This window comes from Clostridium sp. UBA7791, assembly GCF_002480755.1.
Classification (GTDB): domain Bacteria; phylum Bacillota; class Clostridia; order Clostridiales; family Clostridiaceae; genus Clostridium_J; species Clostridium_J sulfidigenes.
Genome location: NZ_DLCT01000003.1, coordinates 405,035 through 429,602, shown reverse-complemented (window position 1 = coordinate 429,602; position 24,568 = coordinate 405,035). Strand labels below are relative to the sequence as shown.

General features: G+C 29.7%; 21 protein-coding genes and 1 riboswitch. Of the genes, 7 read left to right on the top strand and 14 right to left on the bottom strand.

Annotation, left to right across the window (positions count from 1 at the left end; genetic code table 11):
• Positions 1-30: 30 nt before the first annotated feature.
• Positions 31-4,683 (bottom strand): cell wall-binding repeat-containing protein, encoded by a 4,653-nt coding sequence (locus tag B3Z56_RS03570; RefSeq protein WP_346878247.1) that lies wholly within the window; start codon positions 4,681-4,683, stop codon positions 31-33.
• A gap of 516 nt (positions 4,684-5,199) precedes the next feature.
• On the opposite strand from B3Z56_RS03570, the gene arsM reads away from it, so the two are divergent.
• On the top strand, positions 5,200-5,991 hold the full coding sequence (gene arsM, locus B3Z56_RS03565; protein ID WP_346876549.1) for an arsenite methyltransferase: 792 nt from the start codon (positions 5,200-5,202) through the stop codon (positions 5,989-5,991).
• Between the two features lie 95 nt (positions 5,992-6,086).
• On the opposite strand, the gene hisS is transcribed toward arsM, so the two are convergent.
• The gene (gene hisS, locus B3Z56_RS03560; protein WP_346847476.1) at positions 6,087-7,403 is read right to left on the bottom strand and encodes a histidine--tRNA ligase; all 1,317 of its coding nucleotides are present in this window, start codon (positions 7,401-7,403) and stop codon (positions 6,087-6,089) included.
• Between the two features lie 353 nt (positions 7,404-7,756).
• The gene (locus B3Z56_RS03555) at positions 7,757-8,815 is read right to left on the bottom strand and encodes a P1 family peptidase (RefSeq protein WP_346876550.1); all 1,059 of its coding nucleotides are present in this window, start codon (positions 8,813-8,815) and stop codon (positions 7,757-7,759) included.
• Between the two features lie 189 nt (positions 8,816-9,004).
• On the opposite strand from B3Z56_RS03555, the gene B3Z56_RS03550 reads away from it, so the two are divergent.
• The gene (locus B3Z56_RS03550) at positions 9,005-9,229 is read left to right on the top strand and encodes a DUF1659 domain-containing protein (protein ID WP_150845717.1); all 225 of its coding nucleotides are present in this window, start codon (positions 9,005-9,007) and stop codon (positions 9,227-9,229) included.
• A gap of 58 nt (positions 9,230-9,287) precedes the next feature.
• Positions 9,288-9,509, top strand: a complete 222-nt coding sequence (locus B3Z56_RS03545; protein ID WP_346878246.1) for a DUF2922 domain-containing protein — start codon at positions 9,288-9,290, stop codon at positions 9,507-9,509.
• Between the two features lie 114 nt (positions 9,510-9,623).
• On the opposite strand, the gene lysA is transcribed toward B3Z56_RS03545, so the two are convergent.
• A complete protein-coding gene (gene lysA / locus B3Z56_RS03540; RefSeq protein WP_346847480.1) occupies positions 9,624-10,931 on the bottom strand; it encodes a diaminopimelate decarboxylase in 1,308 nt (435 codons plus the stop codon).
• Positions 10,932-11,072: 141 nt separating this feature from the next.
• Positions 11,073-11,244, bottom strand: a riboswitch (Lysine riboswitch).
• A gap of 238 nt (positions 11,245-11,482) precedes the next feature.
• Here lysA and B3Z56_RS03535 point away from each other — a divergent pair.
• Together B3Z56_RS03535 and B3Z56_RS03530 are read left to right on the top strand one after the other, a co-directional pair.
• A complete protein-coding gene (locus B3Z56_RS03535) occupies positions 11,483-12,217 on the top strand; it encodes a DUF3784 domain-containing protein (protein WP_346878245.1) in 735 nt (244 codons plus the stop codon).
• A gap of 114 nt (positions 12,218-12,331) precedes the next feature.
• A complete protein-coding gene (locus B3Z56_RS03530) occupies positions 12,332-12,487 on the top strand; it encodes a hypothetical protein (protein WP_346847482.1) in 156 nt (51 codons plus the stop codon).
• A gap of 70 nt (positions 12,488-12,557) precedes the next feature.
• On the opposite strand, the gene B3Z56_RS03525 is transcribed toward B3Z56_RS03530, so the two are convergent.
• The 10 genes from B3Z56_RS03525 to nrdD form a co-directional block, all read right to left on the bottom strand.
• A complete protein-coding gene (locus B3Z56_RS03525; protein ID WP_346847483.1) occupies positions 12,558-13,868 on the bottom strand; it encodes an ABC transporter permease in 1,311 nt (436 codons plus the stop codon).
• Positions 13,869-13,876: 8 nt separating this feature from the next.
• Positions 13,877-14,767 (bottom strand): ABC transporter ATP-binding protein, encoded by an 891-nt coding sequence (locus tag B3Z56_RS03520; RefSeq protein ID WP_346878244.1) that lies wholly within the window; start codon positions 14,765-14,767, stop codon positions 13,877-13,879.
• Positions 14,768-15,027: 260 nt separating this feature from the next.
• Complete coding sequence (locus B3Z56_RS03515; RefSeq protein WP_346847485.1) at positions 15,028-15,561, bottom strand: DUF5317 family protein; 534 nt, start codon at positions 15,559-15,561, stop codon at positions 15,028-15,030.
• Positions 15,562-15,616: 55 nt separating this feature from the next.
• Positions 15,617-16,909, bottom strand: a complete 1,293-nt coding sequence (locus B3Z56_RS03510) for an HD-GYP domain-containing protein (protein ID WP_346847486.1) — start codon at positions 16,907-16,909, stop codon at positions 15,617-15,619.
• Positions 16,910-17,176: 267 nt separating this feature from the next.
• Positions 17,177-17,785: a hypothetical protein gene (locus B3Z56_RS03505; RefSeq protein ID WP_346876557.1), complete on the bottom strand. Its 609-nt coding sequence runs from the start codon at positions 17,783-17,785 to the stop codon at positions 17,177-17,179.
• 222 nt (positions 17,786-18,007) lie between these two features.
• Entirely contained in the window at positions 18,008-19,192 is a 1,185-nt protein-coding gene (locus B3Z56_RS03500; RefSeq protein WP_346847488.1) for an AI-2E family transporter, read from the bottom strand.
• 229 nt (positions 19,193-19,421) lie between these two features.
• The gene (locus B3Z56_RS03495; protein WP_346847489.1) at positions 19,422-19,946 is read right to left on the bottom strand and encodes a hypothetical protein; all 525 of its coding nucleotides are present in this window, start codon (positions 19,944-19,946) and stop codon (positions 19,422-19,424) included.
• An 89-nt stretch (positions 19,947-20,035) separates the two neighbouring features.
• The gene (locus B3Z56_RS03490) at positions 20,036-20,491 is read right to left on the bottom strand and encodes a dUTP diphosphatase (protein ID WP_346847490.1); all 456 of its coding nucleotides are present in this window, start codon (positions 20,489-20,491) and stop codon (positions 20,036-20,038) included.
• A 37-nt stretch (positions 20,492-20,528) separates the two neighbouring features.
• Positions 20,529-21,023 carry an anaerobic ribonucleoside-triphosphate reductase activating protein gene (gene nrdG, locus B3Z56_RS03485; RefSeq protein WP_346847491.1) on the bottom strand — a complete coding sequence of 165 codons (495 nt, stop codon included), beginning with the start codon at positions 21,021-21,023 and terminating at the stop codon, positions 20,529-20,531.
• A 14-nt stretch (positions 21,024-21,037) separates the two neighbouring features.
• Positions 21,038-23,281, bottom strand: coding sequence for an anaerobic ribonucleoside-triphosphate reductase (nrdD, locus tag B3Z56_RS03480; RefSeq protein ID WP_346847492.1), 2,244 nt, complete (start codon positions 23,279-23,281; stop codon positions 21,038-21,040).
• Positions 23,282-23,653: 372 nt separating this feature from the next.
• Between nrdD and rbr the strand changes: the two genes are divergently transcribed.
• Both rbr and B3Z56_RS03470 read left to right on the top strand, forming a co-directional pair.
• Positions 23,654-24,262: a rubrerythrin gene (gene rbr / locus B3Z56_RS03475; protein ID WP_346847493.1), complete on the top strand. Its 609-nt coding sequence runs from the start codon at positions 23,654-23,656 to the stop codon at positions 24,260-24,262.
• Between the two features lie 100 nt (positions 24,263-24,362).
• Positions 24,363-24,521, top strand: a complete 159-nt coding sequence (locus tag B3Z56_RS03470; RefSeq protein WP_346847494.1) for a DUF1540 domain-containing protein — start codon at positions 24,363-24,365, stop codon at positions 24,519-24,521.
• Positions 24,522-24,568 lie beyond the last annotated feature (47 nt).

Here is a 24,568-nt window from a genome sequence, read left to right as displayed (position 1 = left end):
TACCTAGGATATTTTACTATTATCTTTATTTTACTTATTATTTATTCTATTTGCTAAATCTTGCACAGCAGTTTTACTAACTTCTCCACCCACTTCTACTACTTTCTTAACTAACATCTTATCTGCTAAAGACTTTTGTTTATCAGATAAATTAGAATTAGTTATTATAACTGGTGAACCTGTTTTAGCTGCTAGAGGTGCAACTACTAGAGAATCTACTAACTTCATACTTTCAGTTACATACATATTTTTTTGCTCTTTTGCAAATAATTTTTCTATAACTAATGCATTAGTTTCGTATCTATCTGCTCCTCCTATTCTATTTTTAGCTATATCCTCAGATGTGATTTTATTTAAATCTTTCATAACTGAGTTCTTAACTACACCTTCTCCACCTATAACATAAGCTGATTTAAGTTTTTGATTTTTAAGCCATGATAATACTTTCTCAGGAATCTTTTTAGTCTCAACTAATATTATTGGGGTCTTATCTGTAGCTGCTTTAGATGAAATAGTTACTGCATCTGCTGGAGCATATCCACCTACTACATAGATATTTTCAACATTCTTTTGTCTATCTATCTGTGTAGCCACTGCTAGTGAAGTTTCATATCTATTTGCTCCACCTAATCTTACTACATCAATTCCCATCTTAGCCATCTCTTTAACTGTAGCTTCAGATACAACACCTGTTCCACCTACTACATAAACCGTTTTAACACCTAATCTCTTTAATTCAGTCTTTGTAGCTTCAGTTAATTTACCAACTTCAGTTAATAGTATTGGTGCGTCGTAGTTTGCTGCAAGAGGTGCTGCTACTAAAGCATCAGCATATGCTGTTCCATTAGCTATTACAGCCATATCAGACTTTTTCCAACCAGTCTTACTAACTTCTACTGCTGTTGCATATCTATCTTTTCCATATAATCTACCAGTAGACTCAACAATCTTTTTAACCTTTTTAACAGTTATTTCCTTAACAGTTGTATTTCCTGCATCATCTATAGCTTCAACAGAAATTTTATTTTCACCTTCAGCTAATTTTACTTCATAAGCTAAATCATATTTAGCACTTTCTAAATCATTAAAGTATGACCAATCTGGTGCTATTGTTTTAACAACATTACCATTTACCTTAACTTTTAAGCTTGGTAGGTTATCGTTTATTTTACCAGAAATAATTACTGAATCTTTAGTAGTTTCAGATGGTACACCTTCAAGGTTAACTACTGGTGCTGTAGTATCTACAAATATTTTATGAGCAAATTCTATTTTATTATTTGCAGCATCTCTAGCAGCAACCATAATGCTATGATATCCATCTTTTAATTCTACTTCAGTTGAGAAATTCCAAAGACCACTATGAGTATCAAAGGTTAATGGTACATTCTTTCCATTTACAGTAAACTCTGCTATAGCTGAAGCATCCTTTACGGTACCTTCAACAACTACTTTACCACTCTTTGATACTCCAAAGAATTCTGGTCCTTCAACCATCACTGTAGGAATTGTAGTATCTCCTTGTGCTGCTCCTGTAGGCTCCTTATATTCTCCTGTAGTTGCTTCTGTTACTTTAGTAGACGTTTTATTTTGTGCATAATCATAAACTTCTACAGAACACTTTTTATAATCTAACTTGCTTAAATCAAATTTTCCTGTTGCATTTTCTTCTACTGCTTTACCATCACTAATAAGTACATATTTATAAACATGTCCCTTATTATTATCTTCTGCAATTACTTCTAGTTGTTTAGTATCTTTATCATAATTAACTTTATTAACTGCAGGTGCCTTTGTATCAACATTTACCTTAAAGTCAAAGTTTTGCCATTTAGCATTATCATAATCTACTTTTGCTTTAACTCTATAAGTATATGCACCATCTGCAACTACCTTATTGTTAACAGTTCCATCCCAAGTAGCATCTTTGCGGATACTATACTTATCGTATTTTCCATCATGGTAATGCTTTTTTACATTGAAATCTTGAGTTAAATTTCTTATAACTTTTCCATCTTTATCTAATACTTCTATATCCAATTCCTTCATATTTCTTAAGTAAGAAAGAATAGGTAATATTGCATCATTTGCACCATCACCATTTGGTGAGAATGCAACTTTATTACCATCTGTATTTTTACCTGATAAATCTACACCTAGGAAATCTAAATCACTATTTACTATAGATGTAACTCCATAGAAAGAAGCTCTTTCTGTTTCATAGATTGATGCATCTATAGCTGGAGCTTTATCCCATGCTCCCTTAAATCCTAGATATGGAATACTTAAAGTTGGGTTTGTATCTGTAGGATCAGATAAAGTTACAAATCCCTCAACATATCCACCATTTACAAAAACATCTTCAATGGATGCTTTATTAAATGCTGTTATAGTATTGCTTAAATCCACAGTAGCAGTAAGTTGAGCTTTTCCATTTTTAGCTACTTTAATTGTATTATTACTAAAAGATATTGGGAATTTTTTAGTATCTTTATTAATTATATTTTGTGCTTCTAAAAGTGTATATCCTTTATACATTAAATCTGTTTGAACAGTACCTGCCACATTATAAGTTAATTCTTTGTCACTAAAGTTCTGAACTTCTATAGTAAATGTAGCTTTATTATCTTTAATTTCTTTTAAATTGACCTTACATTCACCAGTAGTTGTATCTGTAACTATAGCTGGTGTAGTAGTAGACGCTTGAAGATCCATAATTCCAGCACCCTGTCTTCTAGGTGATGTATAGTTGGGTCCTGCAACAATTCCTTCTGCCTGATTTGCTCCATTGTCTACATGAGCTACGGCTGTACTCATCATTAAATTTTTAGCCATTTTAGCTCTTGCTTCACCAGTTAATTTAAAGTCTTTATCTACTCTTTGAAGTACTAATGCTGATCCACCTGCTACATGTGGTGAAGCCATAGATGTACCACTCATGTTTCCATATTTATTATTATTAAGTGTTGACCATATATTACCACCAGGTGCAGTAATTTCAGGTTTAAACTCTAAATCTGGAGTAGTTCCCCAAGATGTAAAATCTGACATGCTTCCTTTAACTGTATTAGGAACTGATATAGTATTACCATTTGCTACAACCTTAACTTCTGAAGTTTTTAGTTGTGTAGCAATTTTAGCACCAAATGAATTTCCTATAAACAACGCTGGAATTGTACCACCCTCTGGATACATCATGCTTATAAGTCCTTCTCCACCACTAGCATTATTATAAACTATAACTGCAGTAGCACCTGCTGCTTCAGCATTAGCTATTTTATCTGTAAAATTATAACCACCACGCTCGATCAAAGCTAAATTACCTTTTACTTCTGCTGGGAAGTGTTCTGGTAATCCGCCTAATCCACAATCTACAGCTTTAAGTTCTTTCCCTTTAAATACAGATAAAATATCTGTTCCTGATGAAGTATATGGAGCTATATTCTTTTCTCCACCAATTGAAAACTCTAGTCCATATCCAGTAACAACATTGTTTTCTATAGATGCAACTTGAAGAGAATCTGTCGCTAACCCTGGAGAACCAACAACACCGTAATCAGGATTCTCAGCATATGGATTATCATGCCCATTTCCAAACACATTAGAGTTTCCTGCTGATATTGCCATAACTACACCATTATCTACAGCTCTATTAACTGCAACTTGCTCTAAATCTGTATCATCTACAAAAGATGCCGTTGAACCTAAGCTCATATTAATAACATCTGCGCCAAGAAGTACTGAATCATCTATAGCCTTAACTATAACATCACCAAAAGTAGAAGCCATAGCTGGGTCATTACCAAATACCTTCATAGCAAGAATTTGTGCTTCCGGAGCAACTCCCTTAATTCCAGCCTTGCTAGTATCTCCATTAGCTCCTACTGTTCCCGCAACGTGCATTCCATGCATTGAAGCATCTGGACCTAAATCTAAGATTTCTTGATTATTATCCATGTAGTTGTATCCATAAGGAACCTTTGAGGTTCTATAGGTACCTAGTAATTTCTTTTCCTTAGATATAGCTTGTACTTCATCTGCTTGAAGTTCAGCTTTATTTTTATCTGTAAGAACCATATCTTTATGTGTTGAATCCACACCAGTATCAATAACTGCTACTACTGTACCTTCTCCATTGTATCCACTAGCCCATGTTTGCTCCGTTTTTATGATTTCACCACTATTATTCATCATAGGCTCTGGTCTTTCATATTCATTAGCAATAGTAACTGACTTAATTCCAGCCATACTTTCAAGATTTTTAGCTTGTCCTAATGTAGTTTTCATACTAAATCCATTAGCTACATTAGTAAAGCTATTTATAACTTCAAATTTAATTCCTTTAGAACTGATTTTACTTTGTAATGATCGTTGTTCTTTTAAAACTTGGCTTTGAAGTTTACCAACTTCAAATTTACTCATTTCATCAAGTTTTATCCCCTTTTTAGTAGCCTTTTCAAGTACTGCCTCACTGTCTAACTCTACTATAACTCTAACTTCATCAGAGTCTTTAATTGTTTGAAGTGCTGGCTCTTGTTTTATCTGAGCCTGTAATACCATTAGTTTTTCTTTACTTTCTCCCAAAGACTTAACTAGTTCATTAGGAGAAGCAAACGCTGTCATTGTTGAACCTAACACTAAAGATAGAGCTAGTCCAACAGATATGCCCTTTTTAAAGTTCATTAAATTACCCCCTTGATATATAATTTTCTTAACCTTATATGATATGTATATAAACTTATTAACTTATGTTAATTATTTTATATACTTTTAAGAATATATTAACAGTATAAGAATTTATTTCAATAAAAAAATTATCTGATTTTTCTTCCATAAACACTATTCTATTACATAAAAATACTTTTTATTGTTTTTTTATCCATATATTTGATATTTTTTCAACATGTAAATCCATAATAATCCAAATATCTACATTATTTCGAAAATAAAGTATAACAAAAATTTTAACTTCGTATACCTAATTATTCTTAATTTTATTTAAAATTTATATTTTGTTAACTATATATTCATTGATTTTATAATCAAATTATGATTTAAAATCACATTGATTTATTATATATTAATCCATTTTATCTACTACTAAGTATAAATAAGCCATTTTATATAGTATAATAAAATGCATAATATACTAATTATTGCTTACCCTACTATTTAATAAATAATTAAGGAGAGTTTTATATGAATCCAAATAAAAACTTACTAATAAAAAATGCTGTTCGTGAAAGCTATAAAAACATAGCTCTCGGAAAGATAGATAAAAATAGTTGCTGCAGCACTAGTAAAATATCTCTTAAAAAGTCCGCAGTAGAAATTTCAAATAAAATAGGGTACTCTGAAGAAGAAATAAACTCTGTACCTTCAGGAGTAAATATGGGACTTGGCTGTGGTAATCCTCTTTCTATATCTAACTTAAGTCCTAATGAAACTGTTTTAGATTTGGGAAGTGGCGGTGGATTTGATTGTTTTCTAGCTTCAAAAAAAGTTGGTCCTACGGGTTTTGTAATTGGAGTTGATATGACTCATGAAATGTTAAGAAAAGCTCGAATGGCAGCCTCTCAAAACGGCTATAAAAATATAGATTTTAGACTTGGCGAAATTGAAAACTTACCTGTAGCAGACAACATTGTAGATGTAGTTATTTCTAACTGTGTTATAAATCTATCTCCAAATAAACAAAGGGTTTATGATGAAATATATAGAGTTCTAAAACCTGGTGGACGTATTGCAATTTCTGATATAGTTTTAATGAGGGAACTTACAGAGGACATGAAGGCGGATGAATCTTTATATTGTGGGTGAGTTACCGGTGCTTCTTCAGTTGAAGAATTAGAAGTATACTTAAAAAACTCAGGTTTTAAAGAAATTAATATAACTACTAAAGCCGTTCCTAATGAATATGAGGAAAAGTGGGGACATAATCTTAAAGTTGGAGAATACATAATGTCTTCATATATAAAAGCATTTAAATAATACTTAAATAAAAAATGATTAGAGTTAATTGACTCTAATCATTTTTATACTAAAAATGTTATATCATTTATTAGATTTTAATACTACCATTATAATTATCTACTATTTAAAATTGAAATACATTCTTCTGTAGATACTAATTGTTGCTCACCATTTTCCATATTTTTCAAAAGTATTTTATTAGATGTTTTCTCATCTTCTCCAATGATAATAACATATGGTATAGCTAATTTATTTGCATATTTCATTTTTTTAGCAAACTTTCCACCTTCAAGGTAAATATCAACCTTAACTTTAGATTTTCTTAATTGATTACAAACTTCAATACCATAATCAAAATCTTCATCCATTGGTATCACTAAAACATCTATAAGTGAATTACTATCTAAATCTATAATATTACTTTCCATAAAACTCCAGAATAATCTTGTTAATCCAATAGATATACCAACTCCAGGAAGCTTCTTATCCGTATAAAACTGGGCTAAATCATCATATCTACCACCTGAACACACTGAACCAAATTCTGGATAATCATCTAAGAATGTTTCATATACTGTTCCAGTATAATAATCTAATCCTCTAGTTATCTTAAAGTCAACTACATAATTTTTATCAGGAATTCCAAAAGCTTTTATATACTTATTTACAGTTTCTAATTCTTCAACACCTTCTAAAAATCTTTCGTTGGTCACTGAACTATTTTTTAAGAACTGAATCTTCTCCTCATTGCTACCTTCTATAGTTATAAATTTAATAACCTCATCTATTCCTTCACTGGTTTTTATATATTCCTCTAATTCTTCTCTGACCTTGGCTTCTCCAATCTTTTCAATTTTATCTACAACTCTTAATACCTCTATATAATTATCTATATTTAAACTTCTTAAAAATCCATCTAGGATTTTTCTATTATTAATTCTTATTTTAAAGTTATCAAAGCCTAACTCTTTAAATATTTTATATATAGTACTAGGAATCTGGGCATCATTTACTATGCTTAATGCTCCATTTCCAATTACATCTACATCACACTGATAAAATTCTCTAAATCTACCCCTCTGATTCCTCTCACCTCTATAAACTTTTCCAATTTGATATCTTTTAAATGGAAAGGCTATTTCTTCCATGTGTTGAGCTACATAACGTGCAAGTGGTACTGTTAAGTCAAATCTTAATGCCATCTCTGTACTACCCTTAGTTAAAGTATATATTTGCTTTTCTGTGTCTCCACCAGTTTTAGCAAGTAATACTTCACTTTTTTCAATTATAGGAGTGTCTATAGGTAGAAATCCAAAAGACTCATAATTTCTTCTAATGACATCATAAACATTATTAAAGGCTACTTGCTCTCTTGGAGTAAGCTCCATAAATCCTGGCAATATACTAGGCTTTGTTATTTTTGTACTCATATCAATCTCTCCTTAATTTATAAAACTTATATAATATTTATCTGAAAATCTAAAGCTTTCATACTATAAAAAAATCTCTAAAGACAACTAGTATCCTTAGAGATATAAAACTCAATAACTCCATAGATACATTTGCCCTCGCACAAATAGGCCCTATCTATGGCTTAATTTTAAAACCATAATTATAAGACCTTGCATCTATGATGATGTTCATATTTTCTATTTGACAAGTATTTCACTACAACCATCTCCTGTGTAAATAAATCCTATTATAAATAATTTATCATTTAATATATTTCATGTCAATAATTTTAAGTGACTTATACTCTAATTCTTATATACAATCCTGTTTATTAATCTAAGGATTTAGATAACCCATCTCTTCTATTTCCATTTCGACCAATAACTGTGTCGGCTGTAATTAGAGAATTTAGAACTGACTCCTCTACCGCTTCTGCAGCTGCTCTAAAAAAGAAGTCGATATAATTTTCATTAATTACATTAACTTTACTAGTTACACATTCCTCATAATGTTTAATTTTATTAGCTGTACTAAAAGCAATTGCTATATCACCACTTCCATTTCCAAGATAAGAACCTAATCTTGTTATACCCACAATACTTCTCTTTGCCACTCTTTTCAATTGTCTTGGTGATAGCGGAGCATCTGTAGCTAAAATTATCATAATAGATCCCTTTTCCAAATTATCTATATTACAGTTTGTATTAGTTATATTTACACCTATATTATTCCCATATAACATAGGTTTTATATCATTGTTATTAAGTATAAAATCTTCCTTGATTCCAAAATTGGATAATACCAATGCACCTAGTGTATATTCTTCATCTTTTATATTTATTTTTCTAGAAGAAGATCCTATGCCACCCTTATACCCAAAGCAACTCATTCCAGTTCCTGCTCCTACTGCTCCTTCTAAAAAATCTGTAGATGCATTATTTATACTTTCAAATACGTGCTCTTCTTTAACATGAAGTCCTCTAATATCATTTAGATACCCATCATTACATTCTCCAACTATAGGGTTAATAGTTCCTGTTTCAACACCTATATCAGTGTTTATTGAAAGCATATATCTGACTAATCCTTGGCTTACTGTCCCCACATTTAAAGTATTTGTAAGCATAATTGGTGTTTCAATTGTTCCAAGTTCCTCTAATTGTATGGTTCCTACAGTCTTTCCAAAACCATTTATTACGTGAACAGCTCCATATACTTTATCCTTGAATAGATTTCCATCATGGGGTAATATAGCTGTTACTCCTGTGTTTACATCTCCATCTTTTAATGTAACATGACCTACCCTTACTCCTTTTACATCAGTAATTTTATTTTTTTCTCCCCTTGGTAATTTTCCTACAGTAACTTCATAATCTCTAATTCTCTTCATTGTTTCCTCCTAAATTCAAATCACTTATTATAACACTCTATACACTTATCTATATATTTTTAAATAATGACTTATTAAATATTCATCTTCTTAATTTTACTATATTATCTTTCTAAATTTCAAAGTTCTATAATTATTTTCCACTTTTATCTTGAAATGCATATATGTTCATTGAAAGGAGTTGATACTATGGCAATAACAAATACTAAAAATAATACAGCCTTAGTTATTAAATATACAAAGGGGCAAAACCAGGATGGTAGTCCGAAAATTCAAAGTCAAAAGTTTTCAAAGGTAAGTGGATCTGCTACTGATGAAGAGGTCTACAATTTAGGCATAGTAATTGGATCTGTACTAATAAGTGAACCTACAGAAATTAAAAAACTAGATGATTATACTTTGAATGAAGGCTAAAGATAAAAAATTTCTACTCTCTCATAATTATAATTCTAAAAAATAAGGAGGATTAATAATGGAAAAAAAATTAGTTATGACCTTTAAGGATGAAACGGAAAATAAATTTAATCTTACAGTTAACTCTGTTAAAGATAGTATATCACCTACAGAAATTAACAATATAATGGACTATATTATATCAACTGAAATATTTAAAAGCAAAAATGGAAAATTAGTTTCTAAAACTTCTGCTGTAACTGTAGATACTAGCGCTACTGAACACCCAGTAGGTAACTAAAAAGGAGTGATAAACACGAGGATACTTTTTTAGTATCCCCGTGTTTATATCACTCCCTTTTTATATTTTCATTTCCTTTCACCTGTATCTCTTGTTATAAGCTAAAATTAATTACTATATAATGTCTAAATCTAATTCATTTCTTAACATATCTTCGTAGGTTTCTCTTTTACATATGAGCCTTGGTCCTAATTTTCCAACTAAAACCACTGGTGCCTTAGGAATCTTATTATAATTACTACTCATGGAATAGCAATAGGCTCCTGTAGAAAGCACTGCTAATATATCACCTTTTTTTACCTTTGGAAGACTTATATCATTAATTAATACATCTCCTGATTCACAACATTTACCAGAAATAGTAACCATAGCTTCTTCATTATTTTCTACATTATTGGCTATTAATCCTTGATACTGTGCACTATATAATGATGGTCTTATATTATCTGTCATTCCCCCATCTACAGATACATATTTTTTAATATTAGGAATTTCTTTAACTCCTCCAATAGTATATAAAGTGATTCCACTATTTCCAACTATACTTCTACCTGGTTCTATTATTATATTAGGATTTTTCATCTGTAATTTTCTACTACAACTCTCTACTTCATTTAAAATTCCAGCACAATATTCCTCTATAGTTTTGGGATCGTCACCTTCACCATAATATATACCAAAACCTCCACCTAGGTTAAGTTCTGTCATAGTAATTTCAAAATGATTATTAATACTATTCATTAAATTAATCATAATCCTTACAGCTTCTCTATATGGTTCTATATCAAATATCTGCGATCCTATATGACAGTGAAGTCCTTTTAAATTTATATTCTCAAGCTCACTTATACTCTTTACTACTCTAAATATATTATCCTCCAAAAGAGTAAATCCAAACTTAGAATCAATCTGTCCAGTCTTGATATATTCATGAGTATGTGCCTCAATTCCCGGAATTATTCTAAGTAATATATCCTGAGTTTTTCCATAAACCTCACATATATTATTAATATTCTCCAATTCCATCATATTGTCCACAATAAAGGTTCCAACACCCGCTTTTATTCCTAGTTTTATCTCTTCAATAGTTTTATTATTTCCATGAAAATATACTTTATCCATAGGAAATTCACTGACTATAGCAGTGTAAATTTCTCCTCCTGATACAACATCCAGGCATAGGCCTTCATTCTTCATAACTTGAACAATAGCCTTAGTTAAAAATGCTTTTCCAGCATAGGCTACTTTGTTATCATTTATTTTTGCACCCATAGCTTTCATATATCTTCTACAGTTATCTCTAATTTGCTCTTCATCCATGACGTAAAGAGGAGTTCCAAATTTCTTAACCAGCTCTAAAGTATTAATTCCACCCACAAAAAGATTGTTTTCTTTAACATTCATTGTTCCAAATAAGTTCATAGTAAATTCTCCTTTCAGCTCCCCACTATAAGTTTATGAGAGTAATATTTATTTGGGTACTTATGTACCAAAAATAAAAAAAGGCGGACAAAGGAACACCCTTGTCACGCTCAATTTAATTCACTATGAACACAACAGGTGTTACTTTGTAGCTCTCCACTATTTTCATAGTGGCAGTATAGCACATATTTTGTACTATCCCAGAGAATATCCTTGCCAGGTTATTCTCTTCGGCTTTTCTCCCCTTTCTTCTTGTATCATCGTGTGCCCACTTCTCAAGAATACTTTTGGTAAAAGCTCCTCTACCCTAAATAACATCTCTTAATTATCTAAATTTAATTTTAATACTTATTGGGATAAATATTTTAATTTTCTTAATAATATAATACTCAACAAACATAGTCAATACTTATTTAACATATTTTTTAACTCAACATATACATTTTAAATTTCACTTCTTATATTTTGTATTTATTACATTATTTTCTTGATATATTTCATAACTAATCATATAATTTGTATATAATATACTGTATTTAGGAGGAATCTATATGGGAATAAATATTGTACTTTTAATTATTGCATCCTTATTCTTTGGTATTGGAATATGCATAAGTAAATTAAAGTGGTATTGGCTAATCTCAGGATACAACACTATGAATAAAGAAGAAAAAGCAAATGTGGAAATTGAAGCCTTAGGAAATTATATGAGTAAAACATTCTTTTTTATCTCTAGTTTGAATATTATCGGATTTATATTAAATTATTTTTTTAATATTTCTTTATCTATTTTTATAGTTCTAACTGTAATTGTACTACTGTATTCTATTTATAATTGTCAACGCTTTGACCATAATCCAAACTCTAGTAAAGAAACAAAAATTGTATTAGTAATAGTTATATTTATTATGCTGATAACTTGTATACCTATAATGGCTATTGGTTATTCCTCAACTAAAGTAACAATCACTGATACTTCTATAAAAATATCTAGTGGAGTTAATGCTTCAATTCCAAAGGATAAAATAAAAAGTGTTTCCCTAGTAGATGAAATGCCTAAAATTCATATTAGGACAGGCGGCATAGGTATGGGTAGAATCCAAAAAGGAAATTATAGTCTAGAGAATGATATTAAAGCTAAGCTATTCTTAGCTAGCAAAGAGGGTCCCTTCATTGAAATCATATTGGACTCAAGCCCTTCCCATTATTACATTAACTATAAAGATTCAAAGAATACTAAGACAACCTATGATGATATTATAAATAAATTAGACTTAGATAAATAATACAATAACATGAATTTTTACTATAACACTACTACCATATATACAATATATTACTAGTATTATTTTATGTAATTCTACAAATGATAATATTACTTATATTAAGGAGGAAGTATTATGTCTAAAAATTCTTGTAAAACTAAAAATAAAAAAACTACTTCACTAAAATCTGATCCAATATCCCCTAAATACCAAGAAGGTGTTAAAAATAAAGCTAATGAGCATTCTCCATATGGAGAAAATGAACCTTCTACTCATACTATCTTTAGATAAGATAAGCTAACTAGGAATAATCTTTTACAATTTTATTCTTAGTTAGCTTTAAACTTATAATTTCCTTATACTATTTTTCGTTATTAAATATGGTGAATAGATCTTTTATTTTTAGTCTATTACCTGTATGAAGTATTACTACAGAGTATACCCTAGCTGTAAATAGAGTCAACACTACAATTGTTGCTATTAATATTAATAATGAAACTCCCATCTGAACTATACCTATTGTTTCTGACAAAATCATAGATGGTATATAAAATGGTGCTGAAAATGGTACATAGGTTGCAATGGTTCCTATCACTGATTCTGGTGACATTATTGCTGCATATGCTAGGTAAAAACCTATTATTGAAATAAATGATACTGGCATTATAGCTGTATTTAAATCTTCTAACTTACTTATAGTTGCACCAACTAAAGCATTTATAATAGCATACAATACATATCCTAATATGAAGAACAGTATTATTAATACCACTTGTATCACCGGAATTTTTCCAAGTACTGCTGATATATCAAATATATTTGCAGATGTATCTATAAACTTCTTAACTATAGCTCCACTTCCTACAAAGGATATATAGGCAGTTAATAATATAGATGCAAACTGAGTTATTGCTAAGAATCCCATACCAACACACTTACCTACAACAAGTTCCATTGGTTTAGTTGATGTAAGTAATAATTCCATTACTCTTGAGGTTTTCTCTGCAACTATAGAACTGGCAACCCAATATCCATAAAAATAAATTATATAGAATAGTAGCATACATGCTACCATAGGAAATACCATTTTTATTATCATATCTTCCAAGGTATCATCCTCATCACCTGCAGTAAATACTTGAGTGTTTATAGGTGTAGATAATTTTACTAGCTCTTCTTGTGATACTCCAGCCTTAATTAATCTACTATTATTTAAAATACTAGATATAGTTTCCGCTAGTATTTGTCCATCCTCTGAAGACACAGCATCACTAGTGGGTGTTATTACCTCCACGTAATATCCTATGTTTTCATTACTAATAGAAACTAAAACCATCTTATCTTCTAAGGTTTTAAGTTTTTCTAATATAGCCTCTCTACTTTCTGTAGCCTTTTTTAATTTTAAATTTGGAAAAGCTACTTTTAATCCTGACTCTAAATCTACCTTCAGGTCAGAGTCATTCATATAATAAGCAGTCTCTATTCCAATTTCTTTGCTACCATTAGTTGCCTCTTTACTGTCATCATCCTTACCAAAAATTGCAGGAATAAAGTTTACTAATGATGTTAATATAAGCACCGCTATCAATATTATGGTGGTAGAAATCTTAAATGCCTTACCCTTAACTTGTTGAGCTACAGTGAATTTTGTAACCTTCCAGAAATTATCCATACTCAATTCTACTCACCTACCTTTTCAATAAATATTTCATGAAGAGTTGGTTCCCTAAGCTCAAATCTAATAACTTGAATATTTCTACTTAATATTTCTTTAAGTAAACTTGTAGCTTCATCTTCACTATTAATACTTAACTCTATATAATCTTGATTTTCATTTAAAATTTTCATATTAGCTTTTTCCAATAGTTCTTTTATATCTCCATCACAACTTAAAATTAAGTGATTTCTTCCATAAGATTTTTTAATCTCTTTTAAGTTACCACTTAACACAGTTTTGCCTTTATTAAGTATAACAAGATTCTCACAAAACTCTTCTATAGTACTCATTTGGTGACTTGACATTATTATATATTTACCTCTTGCTATTTCTTCCTTAATTATATCTTTAAACAAATCTGTATTTACTGGATCAAGTCCACTTAAAGGTTCATCTAAAATTAGTACTTCTGGATTAGATATTAAGGCTGCAATAAATTGTATTTTCTGCTGATTACCCTTAGATAATTGCTCTGCTCTTTTATCTCTATATTCAGTAGCTTCTAATCTTTCAAGCCAATATTCAATACTTTTTAACGCCTCCTTGCGAGTCATTCCTTTTAACTCACCAAAGTATATTAATTGATCTAACACAGTAAATTTTGAATATATACCACGTTCTTCTGCTAAATATCCTGTTGAAACTTCTTTAGAATTATACGGTTTCTCATTCCAAGTAATCGTCCCATTATCTTTTTTCAACATTCCTAGCATCATTCTTATGGTAGTAGTTTTTCCTGCACCATTAGTTCCTAATAATCCAAAAACTCCCGGTTCTTCTATGGAAAAGCTTAAATTATCAACTACCAATTTATCACCATAGCTCTTAGCAAGATTATTTACCTTTAACGCCATATTTCCTCCCCCTTATCAATTTTTTCAATTGAGTTATGTTATAACTTTATGTAAATCCTTTTTTACCCATGGTATAAATATATATTATTGTTAATTTGTAGTCAATACACTTTTTTTTAATATAACTTGAATTTTACTTGAAACTACTTGAATTTATACCTATTTTCTTCTTCAACAATTATATTTTATTATTCTATGTAATATGCAAAAACACCTAAAAGGTGTTCTATAAGCATTAAATATATAATTTTATATTTATTTTAATCTGCCCTAAGCTTCATTCCCTTTACTATAATACCAATGATACCTATAGATAATATAATATCTCCAATACTGGCTATACCCCCATACTTCCATAACTTATATGGTATTACATCTGCTAGAAATTTAAACTTTGTTTCTCCACTAATAATAGAATATAAACCTTTAGTTTCTACTGGTCCACTTACATTTAATATGTCCATAGCCTTTGTACTAATAGGCATAGTACATCCATTTCCGAATATAACCACTATATTCAATAAAAAGCCTATCCCAATCACTAAAATCATCTTATATTTTCTATTGATATATATAAATGCCATTATACAACTATACATTACTATATTTAAAACATAAGTTAAACTTCCAATTTGAAGGTTTCCTGATTTAAGAAAAATCTTCATTATAAATTCCACTAAAAACCCTAGGGCTATAAGCCACCATCCTTTAATTTCGAGATTATTTAAATTTTCTATATTTCCTTTTAGCAAATATCCTAATACTACTCCAAGAATCACTGAAAATAAGAACATGTCTATCCCCCATATATGTAAAATATTTTAAGTTAAATTATTTTTAATTATTATATTAAGGCAACTTTCCACCATTCTTTCCTACAATTCTTAAATAAGTTTCTGCCACCTTAGGATGAAATTGAGTACCTGAATATTTTTTAATTTCCTCTAAAATAATACTTTCCGAAAGTCCTTTCCTATAAGGCCTATCAGATGCCATAGCATCCACCGTATCTGCTAGTTGAACTATGTAAACATTTAAAGGTAATTCATCACCTTTTTTACCATCTGGATATCCTTTTCCGTCATACCTTTCATGATGGTTTCTAACTACAGGATAAACATAATCAATATTTTTAATATCCTTAATTATTTTAATTCCTATCTCCGGATGTTCCTTTATTGCATCGAATTCCTCATCCGTTAACTTACCTGGTTTATTTAAAATAGCATCACTAACTCCAATTTTACCAACATCATGCAGCATAGCAGCTATATTTAATTCTTCAATACTCCACTGATTATATTTTAACTCTTTTCCAATAGCTACAGATATCTCTGCAACTCTTCTAGAATGTCCTTCTGTATATTGATCCCTAGCATCAATTGCATTCATTAAGGCTTCAACAGTATCAATAAACTGAGATTTTGAATCTGAATATAGTAATAGAGTATATCTAATTAACAATAATGGAAATGTTATGAATGCTATGCCTAAATAACCATACTTAATAAATACTAGTGCTAATAAAATTCCTATTGGAATCATAACTACAGAATTTAATATTCCCATTCTTATATTACCCGTAAAACAGAATACTACATTCTTATTTGTAACTATAGACATTAATATAGACATTATTAAACTATTAACTATTATGAAAGCAAAACAAAATACTATCAATGGTCCTATATTGCTAACTATAAAGCTTAGACTAAATTGTCCACCTAAGGTTTTATAAAAAAAATTACCAACTACAACTGGTAATATTAACGCACAACAATTAAATATTGTTCCATATAGTGGAGTATTAAATACATGTTTATACTTATATCCATATATATTTTCATCAACCTTAATTACTCTACATAAAAATCCTAATATAAGAATTATAATGCATTCAAACGTTCCAAATAACACAAAGGAAGCTATAGTTACAGCAAAACTTGTACTAAAAGACATATTCTTAAATGATACTGTAAATGATTCTGTAATTGCTGTTAAAATTATGAATACTATAATATTTGTAAAATTACCAACTTCAATTTCCATTTTCCCATTCATTATAGGAATTACAAAAGAAATTACAGTAACTAAATAAATTAAAATAAAAAATCTTTTTTGTTTTAAAGATATATTATTCATCTTATTCCTCCGATATATTTAAGGCCGATTATTTATTAATCTTAACTATTAAAATATCCAAGTGATAGTTGAACCACCACCCATTGCTAAAGCTAGTAAAGCTATTAAAGCTGGCATAACTTTTTTCATGTTTTTCATTATAAAATCCCCCTTATATGCAAATTAACAAAGATCCGCTAAAAATCTGTCATAATTTCCACTCCGCTAAGGGAAGATAAATAAAACTTAAATATAATTTAAATATAATCGGCCATTAAACCAGTTTAACTATTTTTCTATTCTTCTGTTTATTGCATCAAGAGTGGCCTTTGCTATTGCCTCATTTACATCATTTCTTACAATGGCAGTTCCTATTAGAACTTCTTCTGCAATGTCATTTATCATATTTACAATAACGGTTACATAGGATATATTTCTAATTGAATTTACTACTATATCCTCTACATCAAAAACAGAGACTTGTCCAATTATTTCTTCTACAGCTGACACAGTAGCTTTAGCTACTACCTTAAGTCTATTAATACTTGTTCCAATTGCAGTTTGCGTAGACGTATACTCATCATCATCCATATTTAATCTAATTTCACATCTTACGTTATTATCTTTAACTTCTAAAGAAATACCTTCATATCTAATTCTCTTTATAGACTTCGTTTCCCCAGTATCTATTTGAGCTATACTAATTAATTTTCTATTTATTCTATAATTAAATATCGCAAGAAGTGCTGATTCGATGTCTCTTACAATCTGTTTAGGTGATCTTGTAGTATTTGCAATTATATGAACCTCTTCTACTTCATCCTCATTATATACTACTTTACTATGAGTTACACCTTGAATTTTCGCTATAACATCTTCAAAGGACATAAAATCCATAATTAACACCTCATTTTTATATTTTCAGTTAAATTATACATCATATTTCCTTTATTAACAATATTAATATCTGTAATTATTTTGAAATGTGTTCTTAACATTATATTATTATTGAAATATGGATTATTTTTTACTAGAATTTGTAACAAACTTAAGACTATAAAATAAAAATATGTTGAGATATAGATCTACCTCATATCTCAACATATTAATGTACATTTTCTAAAATTTAATTTTATTTTCTGGAGCTGCATACTCCTTAGCTTCTACTGGCAATCCCTTTTCCTTTAGTACATTATTAATTACACTTACTATAATTGAATAAATCACAGCAAATGTTGGAACTCCTAATATCATTCCTACCACTCCAAATAATCCATTTCCTAAAAGTATGGCAAACATTACCCAAAATGCAGTCAATCCTGTGGAGTTTCCTAAAATCTTAGGCCCTAATATATTTCCATCAAACTGTTGAAGCACTAAAATAAATAATATAAACCATAATGCCTTAATTGGACTAGCAATAAATATAATTATAACACTAGGAACTGCTCCTATAAATGGTCCAAATACCGGGACAATGTTAGTTATTCCTATTATAAAGCTTACAAGAAGTGGATATGGCATTTTAAATATCTTCATACCCACAAAGCATATGATTCCTATAATTAATGAATCTAACAACTTACCACCAAGAAAACCTATGAAAGTTTTATGACTAGACCTAGTGAGCTCTATTACATATTTTACAGGTTTCTCCGGTAACATAGCATATAAGAATTTTTTAATCTGTGCAAAAAATTTTTCTTTTCCTGCTAATAAGTAAATAGATATAATTGTTGCTATAAATATGTTTAGTATATATTGAGTAATATTAGCAGAGAATTGGAATAAATCTAACACTGCTGTGCCTGCAATACTTGTTATATACTTAGATATGCTATTAAAATCTTTTACTATATCTTCTACCATATCACCATTTAAATTTAAAGCTATAACTATATTATTTATGTATTCCTCTAGAGCCTTAATATAGTCAGGTATATTTTCTAAAAGTGTATATATGCTACGACTCAGCTCTGGAACTAATATAGAAAATACAATACTAATTAATATAGCTGCAGATATATATGTAATAGTTATTGAAATAAACCTTTTTGCTTTGTACTGATTTTTCTTGTCCATAAATTTAAGAACTTTATCTTCTAAAAACTTTAATGGTATAGCTAATAAATATGCCATAGAAAAACCATATATAAATGGCATTAATAGTTTAATTACTTCTCCTACTTTATTAAAAATACCTCCTAGATTTTTTATTATAAAAAACAGTATAATCCCTACTGAAACTACAATAATATTAGATATAGTTCTTTTAGCAATATTGGAGTTTAGTTTTATTTTCATAATTGTCTCCCTTATTTTACTTTTTAAATTTTTCTATGTTCTAAATTATATATCAACATTACTTATTTAATACTTAAGTTTATTGTTTATTTCCACATTATTAACTTATGCTACACAATTATACTATTTCTTAAGCTTATTTACTACAATAAACCTCGAAACAAAAGAAGTTCTTATATATCGCCATAAATAAGAACTTCTTTATAATATATTTATCTACAAAGTTAATCTACCTTATACTTGAAATAGCCCATTTATTATTATTGTACATTATAGTTAATGTGTTATAGACTGGTTTCTCATTGCCCTCTGCTGTAGTTAAATTGAATTTTATCTTATGCAATTTAACCTTGCTACTTACATCAACTTGGTCTATGATTTCATAGCTAGTAATCCATGGACTTGAAGTCCCTGTTACCCATGATGTATTATTTTCATTAGAAAGATGATTTTTAAAATCTTGCTGAAGTTCCTTATTCATAACAGCGTATTGAAGTACTCCATTTCTAGTCATCATTCCCTTTGCCCAAAGCTTTGCAGCTTCTTCACTACTCATAGCCCCGAACTCCTTTAAAGCTTCTTCTGCTAAGCCTATATGCTCAATGATTTTATTATTAACTAATAAATTATCACTTACCATAGCTTCTACAAATGGTTCATTTTCTTTTCTTTCAATAATGTTAAAAAAATATACCATAGAAATAGCTGAAATAATTAAAGTCCAACTTACTACTGTTATCATAGTTCTTTTCATTTGCCATATCCCTACCTTTATAAGCGTTAATAAAAGATTAAGAATATAGTGCCCTTGTTCTAAAGAATAAATACACCAATTAAAACTTATTATTTACCTGTACTACCAAAACCTCCAATTCTTTCCTCTTCAGTATTACAGTTATCACTTACTAAGAAAGGTATAAACATAGCTTGAGCTATTCTATCACCTTTTTTAATTATATAAGGCTCTTTTCCTAGATTTAAAAGATTTATTCCCAAATTTCCATCATTCTTAGGATTGTTATAATAGTCACACTCTACCCAGCCTTGAGCATTAGCCATTAAAACTGGATGACTTCCCATAGAACTTCTAACATTAATAATCAAAGCTTCCCCTGGTTGAAAATATGACTTTACATCTGTCCATATTAATTGCTTACCCATAGGCTCTATAACTACATCTATAGGTGAATATATATCATAGGCTATAGCATGCTTGCTTCCCCTTGTTGGTAACTGTATGTCTTCCTGTGGATGCTTTCTTTTCTCATCTGTAACTATTTCAAATCCTCTTGTTCTCATTGCGTCTCTCCTCTTTCTAATGCTCTTATATTAATTTTTATAACTTAAATTCTTTAACATTATTTTCCCTAAGGCTTTCTTTAACATCTATAATTCTTTGTGAGCTACTTCCTCGAAATTTTAGAGTTACATCCCTTTCGCTTATTTCAAATCTTCCATCTACAATTACATCTATATATTTTAAAACTTCAGCTTTATTCAATGAAAATAACTGCTCCCAAGTATATCCTGTATATAACCATATATTTTTATTACATTTTTCTTTTAACCTCTTAAGTAATTCTAGAGTATTTTCATACTGAACAGTTAGCCCATCTCCACCACTTATAGTTATATCTGTAATTGGATTTTTAGTAAGCTTATCTACAACCTCATCTATTTTATATAAATCGCCCTCTTCATACCAATACTTTTCATTCTGGCATCCTGGACACTTATGAGTGCATTCCGCTATATAGCATACTTCCCTAAGACCTACTCCCTCATTTAAAGAACAAGGATTATATCCTATTAATCTTATAGTATCAATCAATTTTATTTTCCTTCCTATAGCTTAGTTATAGTACTATGTTTAAATCTTTCTTTAACTTCAGCTTGCTTAGCTTTATTGAAGTTGCGATAATCTGTAGTTAAATATCCTGTAACTCTTCTAAGTTGTTCTATTTCCTCGCTATGGCAAATTGGACATCTATCATTAAATTCTCCTTGATAGCCACACTTTAAGCAAGTATCTATAGGGAAATTGAAAGCTAAATACGGAATGTCTAAGCTAAAGGCATAATCTATGATTTGCTCTATTGCTTTTGGATTTTCTACTACTGAACTATCTAACTCTACATAAGTTATACATCCTGAAGTAGGGTACTTAGTAAATGGAGCCTCAAGTTGTAACTTAGTAAATACATCTATATTTTTCCAAACTGGTATGTGATGTGAATTAGTTATCCACTCCCTGTCCGTTACATTTTTTATAATTCCAAATTCATCCCTTAAACCTTTAATTTCTCTATTTCCTGTTATTATAGTTCCACAAGTAGACTCAATTGGCGCTGCATAACAACCAAAGTTTAAATTGTATCTTTCTGAAGCTTCCTCTGCAAACCTTGAAATTCTTTCTACCACCGATAATGCAAACTTATGAACATCCTTATCATCACCATGATCTTTTCCAAAGAGAGCTTGACACATTTCTGCAATACCTGCATATCCTATAGCTTGGCTTCCATGTTTCATTACATCATAAATACAAGTGTCTGAGTCATATTCTCCACCTAACATACTTTTATTTCTATACATGAAAGGGGCTGATTTAGCACTTTGTGAACATATATATTTAAATCTATCTACTAAGGCTGTAGCTGAAAGTTCTAAAAGCTCATTTAATTCATTCCAAAAACCTTCAAGATTAGCTTCTTCTCTTTCTCCTAAACATATCCCATGTTTTATACCTATTTTTACCAAGTTAATTGTTACTGGAGTAACATTTCCTCTTCCTACCTTTGAATATCCCATACCATGTCTATCAAATCCAACTAAGGTTCTACATCCCATAGTTGCCATAGCTGTATCCGGATTACTTAAATCTTCTACATTCTTACTCCAATCACAGTTTACCCAGTTAGGATATATTCTTTTAGACATAGATTCTATAGCTAACTTCTTTAAGTCATAATTTGGAGTTTCTTCTGTATCATTAACCCCTTTTTTATATTGGAAGATTGCTATTGGGAATATACTTGTTTTATGATGTTTTCCTATTCCATCTATACTAGCAAGCATAAGCCATCTAGTAAGCATCCTACCAGCAACTGTAGTTCTTCTTCCTAAATTTATAGATGTAAATGGTACTTGGGAACCTGGTCTTGATTCTAGTGTATTCAGATTATGGTATAAGCCTTGAGCTGATTGCATACCCTCTCTATCTAACTCTCTTAATGCAAAAGCTGTTAGCTTAGGATATTTCTTCTTTAGCTCTTCTTTATTTTCTACGCATATCTCAGAATCTAACTCTTTCCAGCTTAATTCTTTATCTTCAAAGTAAAAAAGTGCATCAGAAAAATGCTTTTTGAAAGATATATCCACCTGCTCTTCTAAATCATAATCTATATGGCAACTTCCTGTACCTCCAAATTGTTCTTGGCTTTGTATTTGGAATATTACTGCTACTAATTGAAATGCTGTAGATAGTCCATTAGCTCCTCTTACATCCCCATTTCTAGTAATAAATCCATTGTTAACTAGTTTCTTTATATCTGGGAAACTACAATTATGCATTCCCGTAGCATAACTATCTAAGTCATGTATGTATAATCTATTTTCAATATGTGCCCTTGCTATTTCAGGCTTTATTACCTTATCTAGGGTATACCTTTTTAATATTACATTTGCACTTTCAAATTTACGACCACCAAAACTATGCTCGTCCACATTAGCATTGGAGTTCATAATATCAGAGCATTGAAGTACCTTATCTAATTTTTTATATGTATCACCATTAGTATCTCTTGCAATTCTACGCTTTTCACGATAATCTTCATAGGCCTTTGATACAGTTTTATCTTTATTATTTAAAGCCTTAACTACTATGTCTTGAATTTCTTCAATAAACAGCTCTTCTTTTCCTAACTCTATAATAGTTTTTTCTATGTTAATTTCTAAGTCACTCCAATGTTCTTTAAACACAAAGTCATTTCCATGGACTTCTTCATAAGCCTTTTTAATGGCTATATGTATTCTCTCCATATCAAAGTCTTTAACTCTTGAATCCCTTTTAATAATACTTAATTTCATATTATTCCTACCTTCCCTGAAATTTTTAATTACTACTTTTGTCCCTTAGCAGTAAATTTTTCATATTTTCATGGGCTATGAAAATATAAAACCACAGATAGATTTATTATATCTTTCACTCTATTTTAAATCAATGTCTATAAATTGAAGTAATGTACATATACCTACTGTATTAACATTTAATTCTACTTCATACTCTCTTTATCTTTATCAGATTCTAAGTACATACTATTTCAACTTATATAAGCTAACTCTGATAATGTTCTCGTATCAATTTAACTCTTGCTTTAACTTACTTTTAAAAGTTATGAATAAAATTACTCTACTTTTGGAAACTTAGTAATAAGATTTAAAAATTTGGAGGTAATAAAAATGAATTTTAAAGATAGTGAAACTCGCATTAATTTAATGAGATCCTTTGCTGGTGAAAGTCAAGCAAGAAATAGATATACTATTGCTGCAAGCTTTGCAAAAAAAGAGGGACTTTACATAGTTGAGCAAGTATTTAATTATACTGCAAACCAAGAAATGGCTCACGCTAATCAATTCTATCAAAAATTAAAAGAAGAAGCTGGAAATAATATAGAAATAGGAAATGGTGCATATCCTGTAGACCTATATGATTCAACTCTAAAATTGTTAAAAGCTGCTCATCACAATGAGTATGAAGAATACGATGATGTTTATAGTAATTTTTCTAAAATTGCTAAAGAAGAAGGGTTTAATGCTATTTCTACATTATTTAGCAACATAGCTTCTGTAGAAAAAATTCATGGAGATAGATTTAATTATTTTGCTAAGCAATTAGAAGAAGAGACTTTATTTAGACGTGATGAATCAATTCAATGGTTTTGTACTAATTGTGGATATATATATGAAGGGAAGGAAGCTCCTAAAGCTTGTCCTGTTTGTCTACATCCTCAAGGCTATTTCATAGAATTCTGCCGTTCTCAATTTGGTTCTAATTACACTACAAAATAAATTTTTATATTTTTAATAAACATTACAAGGAATAATAACAAATATAAAAGCCATACTAACTTTGTAGTTAATACAAAAACTTTTTAAGGAGTGAATTTAAATGGAAAAAAATGAATCTATTAAATGTACAATCAACAACTGCAAGTACAATAATCGTAACGAAAACTACTGTACATTAAATCAAATTAAAGTAGGAACTCATGAACAAAATCCTACAGTAGTTGAATGTACAGACTGCCAATCTTTTGAACTTAAATAGAATATAATTAAACGTAACCCCTTACTAAAAAATACTATATGCAATAT

Excerpts from the sequence above, each read along its gene's own strand:
- B3Z56_RS03570 (WP_346878247.1), bottom strand. The coding sequence starts at position 4,683 with ATGAACTTTAAAAAGGGCATATCTGTTGGACTAGCTCTATCTTTAGTG.
- hisS (WP_346847476.1), bottom strand. The coding sequence starts at position 7,403 with ATGAGTACAAAAATAACAAAGCCTAGTATATTGCCAGGATTTATGGAG.
- B3Z56_RS03555 (WP_346876550.1), bottom strand. The coding sequence starts at position 8,815 with ATGAAGAGAATTAGAGATTATGAAGTTACTGTAGGAAAATTACCAAGG.
- B3Z56_RS03550 (WP_150845717.1), top strand. The coding sequence starts at position 9,005 with ATGGCAATAACAAATACTAAAAATAATACAGCCTTAGTTATTAAATAT.
- B3Z56_RS03545 (WP_346878246.1), top strand. The coding sequence starts at position 9,288 with ATGGAAAAAAAATTAGTTATGACCTTTAAGGATGAAACGGAAAATAAA.
- lysA (WP_346847480.1), bottom strand. The coding sequence starts at position 10,931 with ATGAACTTATTTGGAACAATGAATGTTAAAGAAAACAATCTTTTTGTG.
- B3Z56_RS03535 (WP_346878245.1), top strand. The coding sequence starts at position 11,483 with ATGGGAATAAATATTGTACTTTTAATTATTGCATCCTTATTCTTTGGT.
- B3Z56_RS03530 (WP_346847482.1), top strand. The coding sequence starts at position 12,332 with ATGTCTAAAAATTCTTGTAAAACTAAAAATAAAAAAACTACTTCACTA.
- B3Z56_RS03525 (WP_346847483.1), bottom strand. The coding sequence starts at position 13,868 with ATGGATAATTTCTGGAAGGTTACAAAATTCACTGTAGCTCAACAAGTT.
- B3Z56_RS03520 (WP_346878244.1), bottom strand. The coding sequence starts at position 14,767 with ATGGCGTTAAAGGTAAATAATCTTGCTAAGAGCTATGGTGATAAATTG.
- B3Z56_RS03515 (WP_346847485.1), bottom strand. The coding sequence starts at position 15,561 with ATGTTCTTATTTTCAGTGATTCTTGGAGTAGTATTAGGATATTTGCTA.
- B3Z56_RS03510 (WP_346847486.1), bottom strand. The coding sequence starts at position 16,909 with ATGAATAATATATCTTTAAAACAAAAAAGATTTTTTATTTTAATTTAT.
- B3Z56_RS03505 (WP_346876557.1), bottom strand. The coding sequence starts at position 17,785 with ATGGATTTTATGTCCTTTGAAGATGTTATAGCGAAAATTCAAGGTGTA.
- B3Z56_RS03500 (WP_346847488.1), bottom strand. The coding sequence starts at position 19,192 with ATGAAAATAAAACTAAACTCCAATATTGCTAAAAGAACTATATCTAAT.
- B3Z56_RS03495 (WP_346847489.1), bottom strand. The coding sequence starts at position 19,946 with ATGAAAAGAACTATGATAACAGTAGTAAGTTGGACTTTAATTATTTCA.
- B3Z56_RS03490 (WP_346847490.1), bottom strand. The coding sequence starts at position 20,491 with ATGAGAACAAGAGGATTTGAAATAGTTACAGATGAGAAAAGAAAGCAT.
- nrdD (WP_346847492.1), bottom strand. The coding sequence starts at position 23,281 with ATGAAATTAAGTATTATTAAAAGGGATTCAAGAGTTAAAGACTTTGAT.
- rbr (WP_346847493.1), top strand. The coding sequence starts at position 23,654 with ATGAATTTTAAAGATAGTGAAACTCGCATTAATTTAATGAGATCCTTT.
- B3Z56_RS03470 (WP_346847494.1), top strand. The coding sequence starts at position 24,363 with ATGGAAAAAAATGAATCTATTAAATGTACAATCAACAACTGCAAGTAC.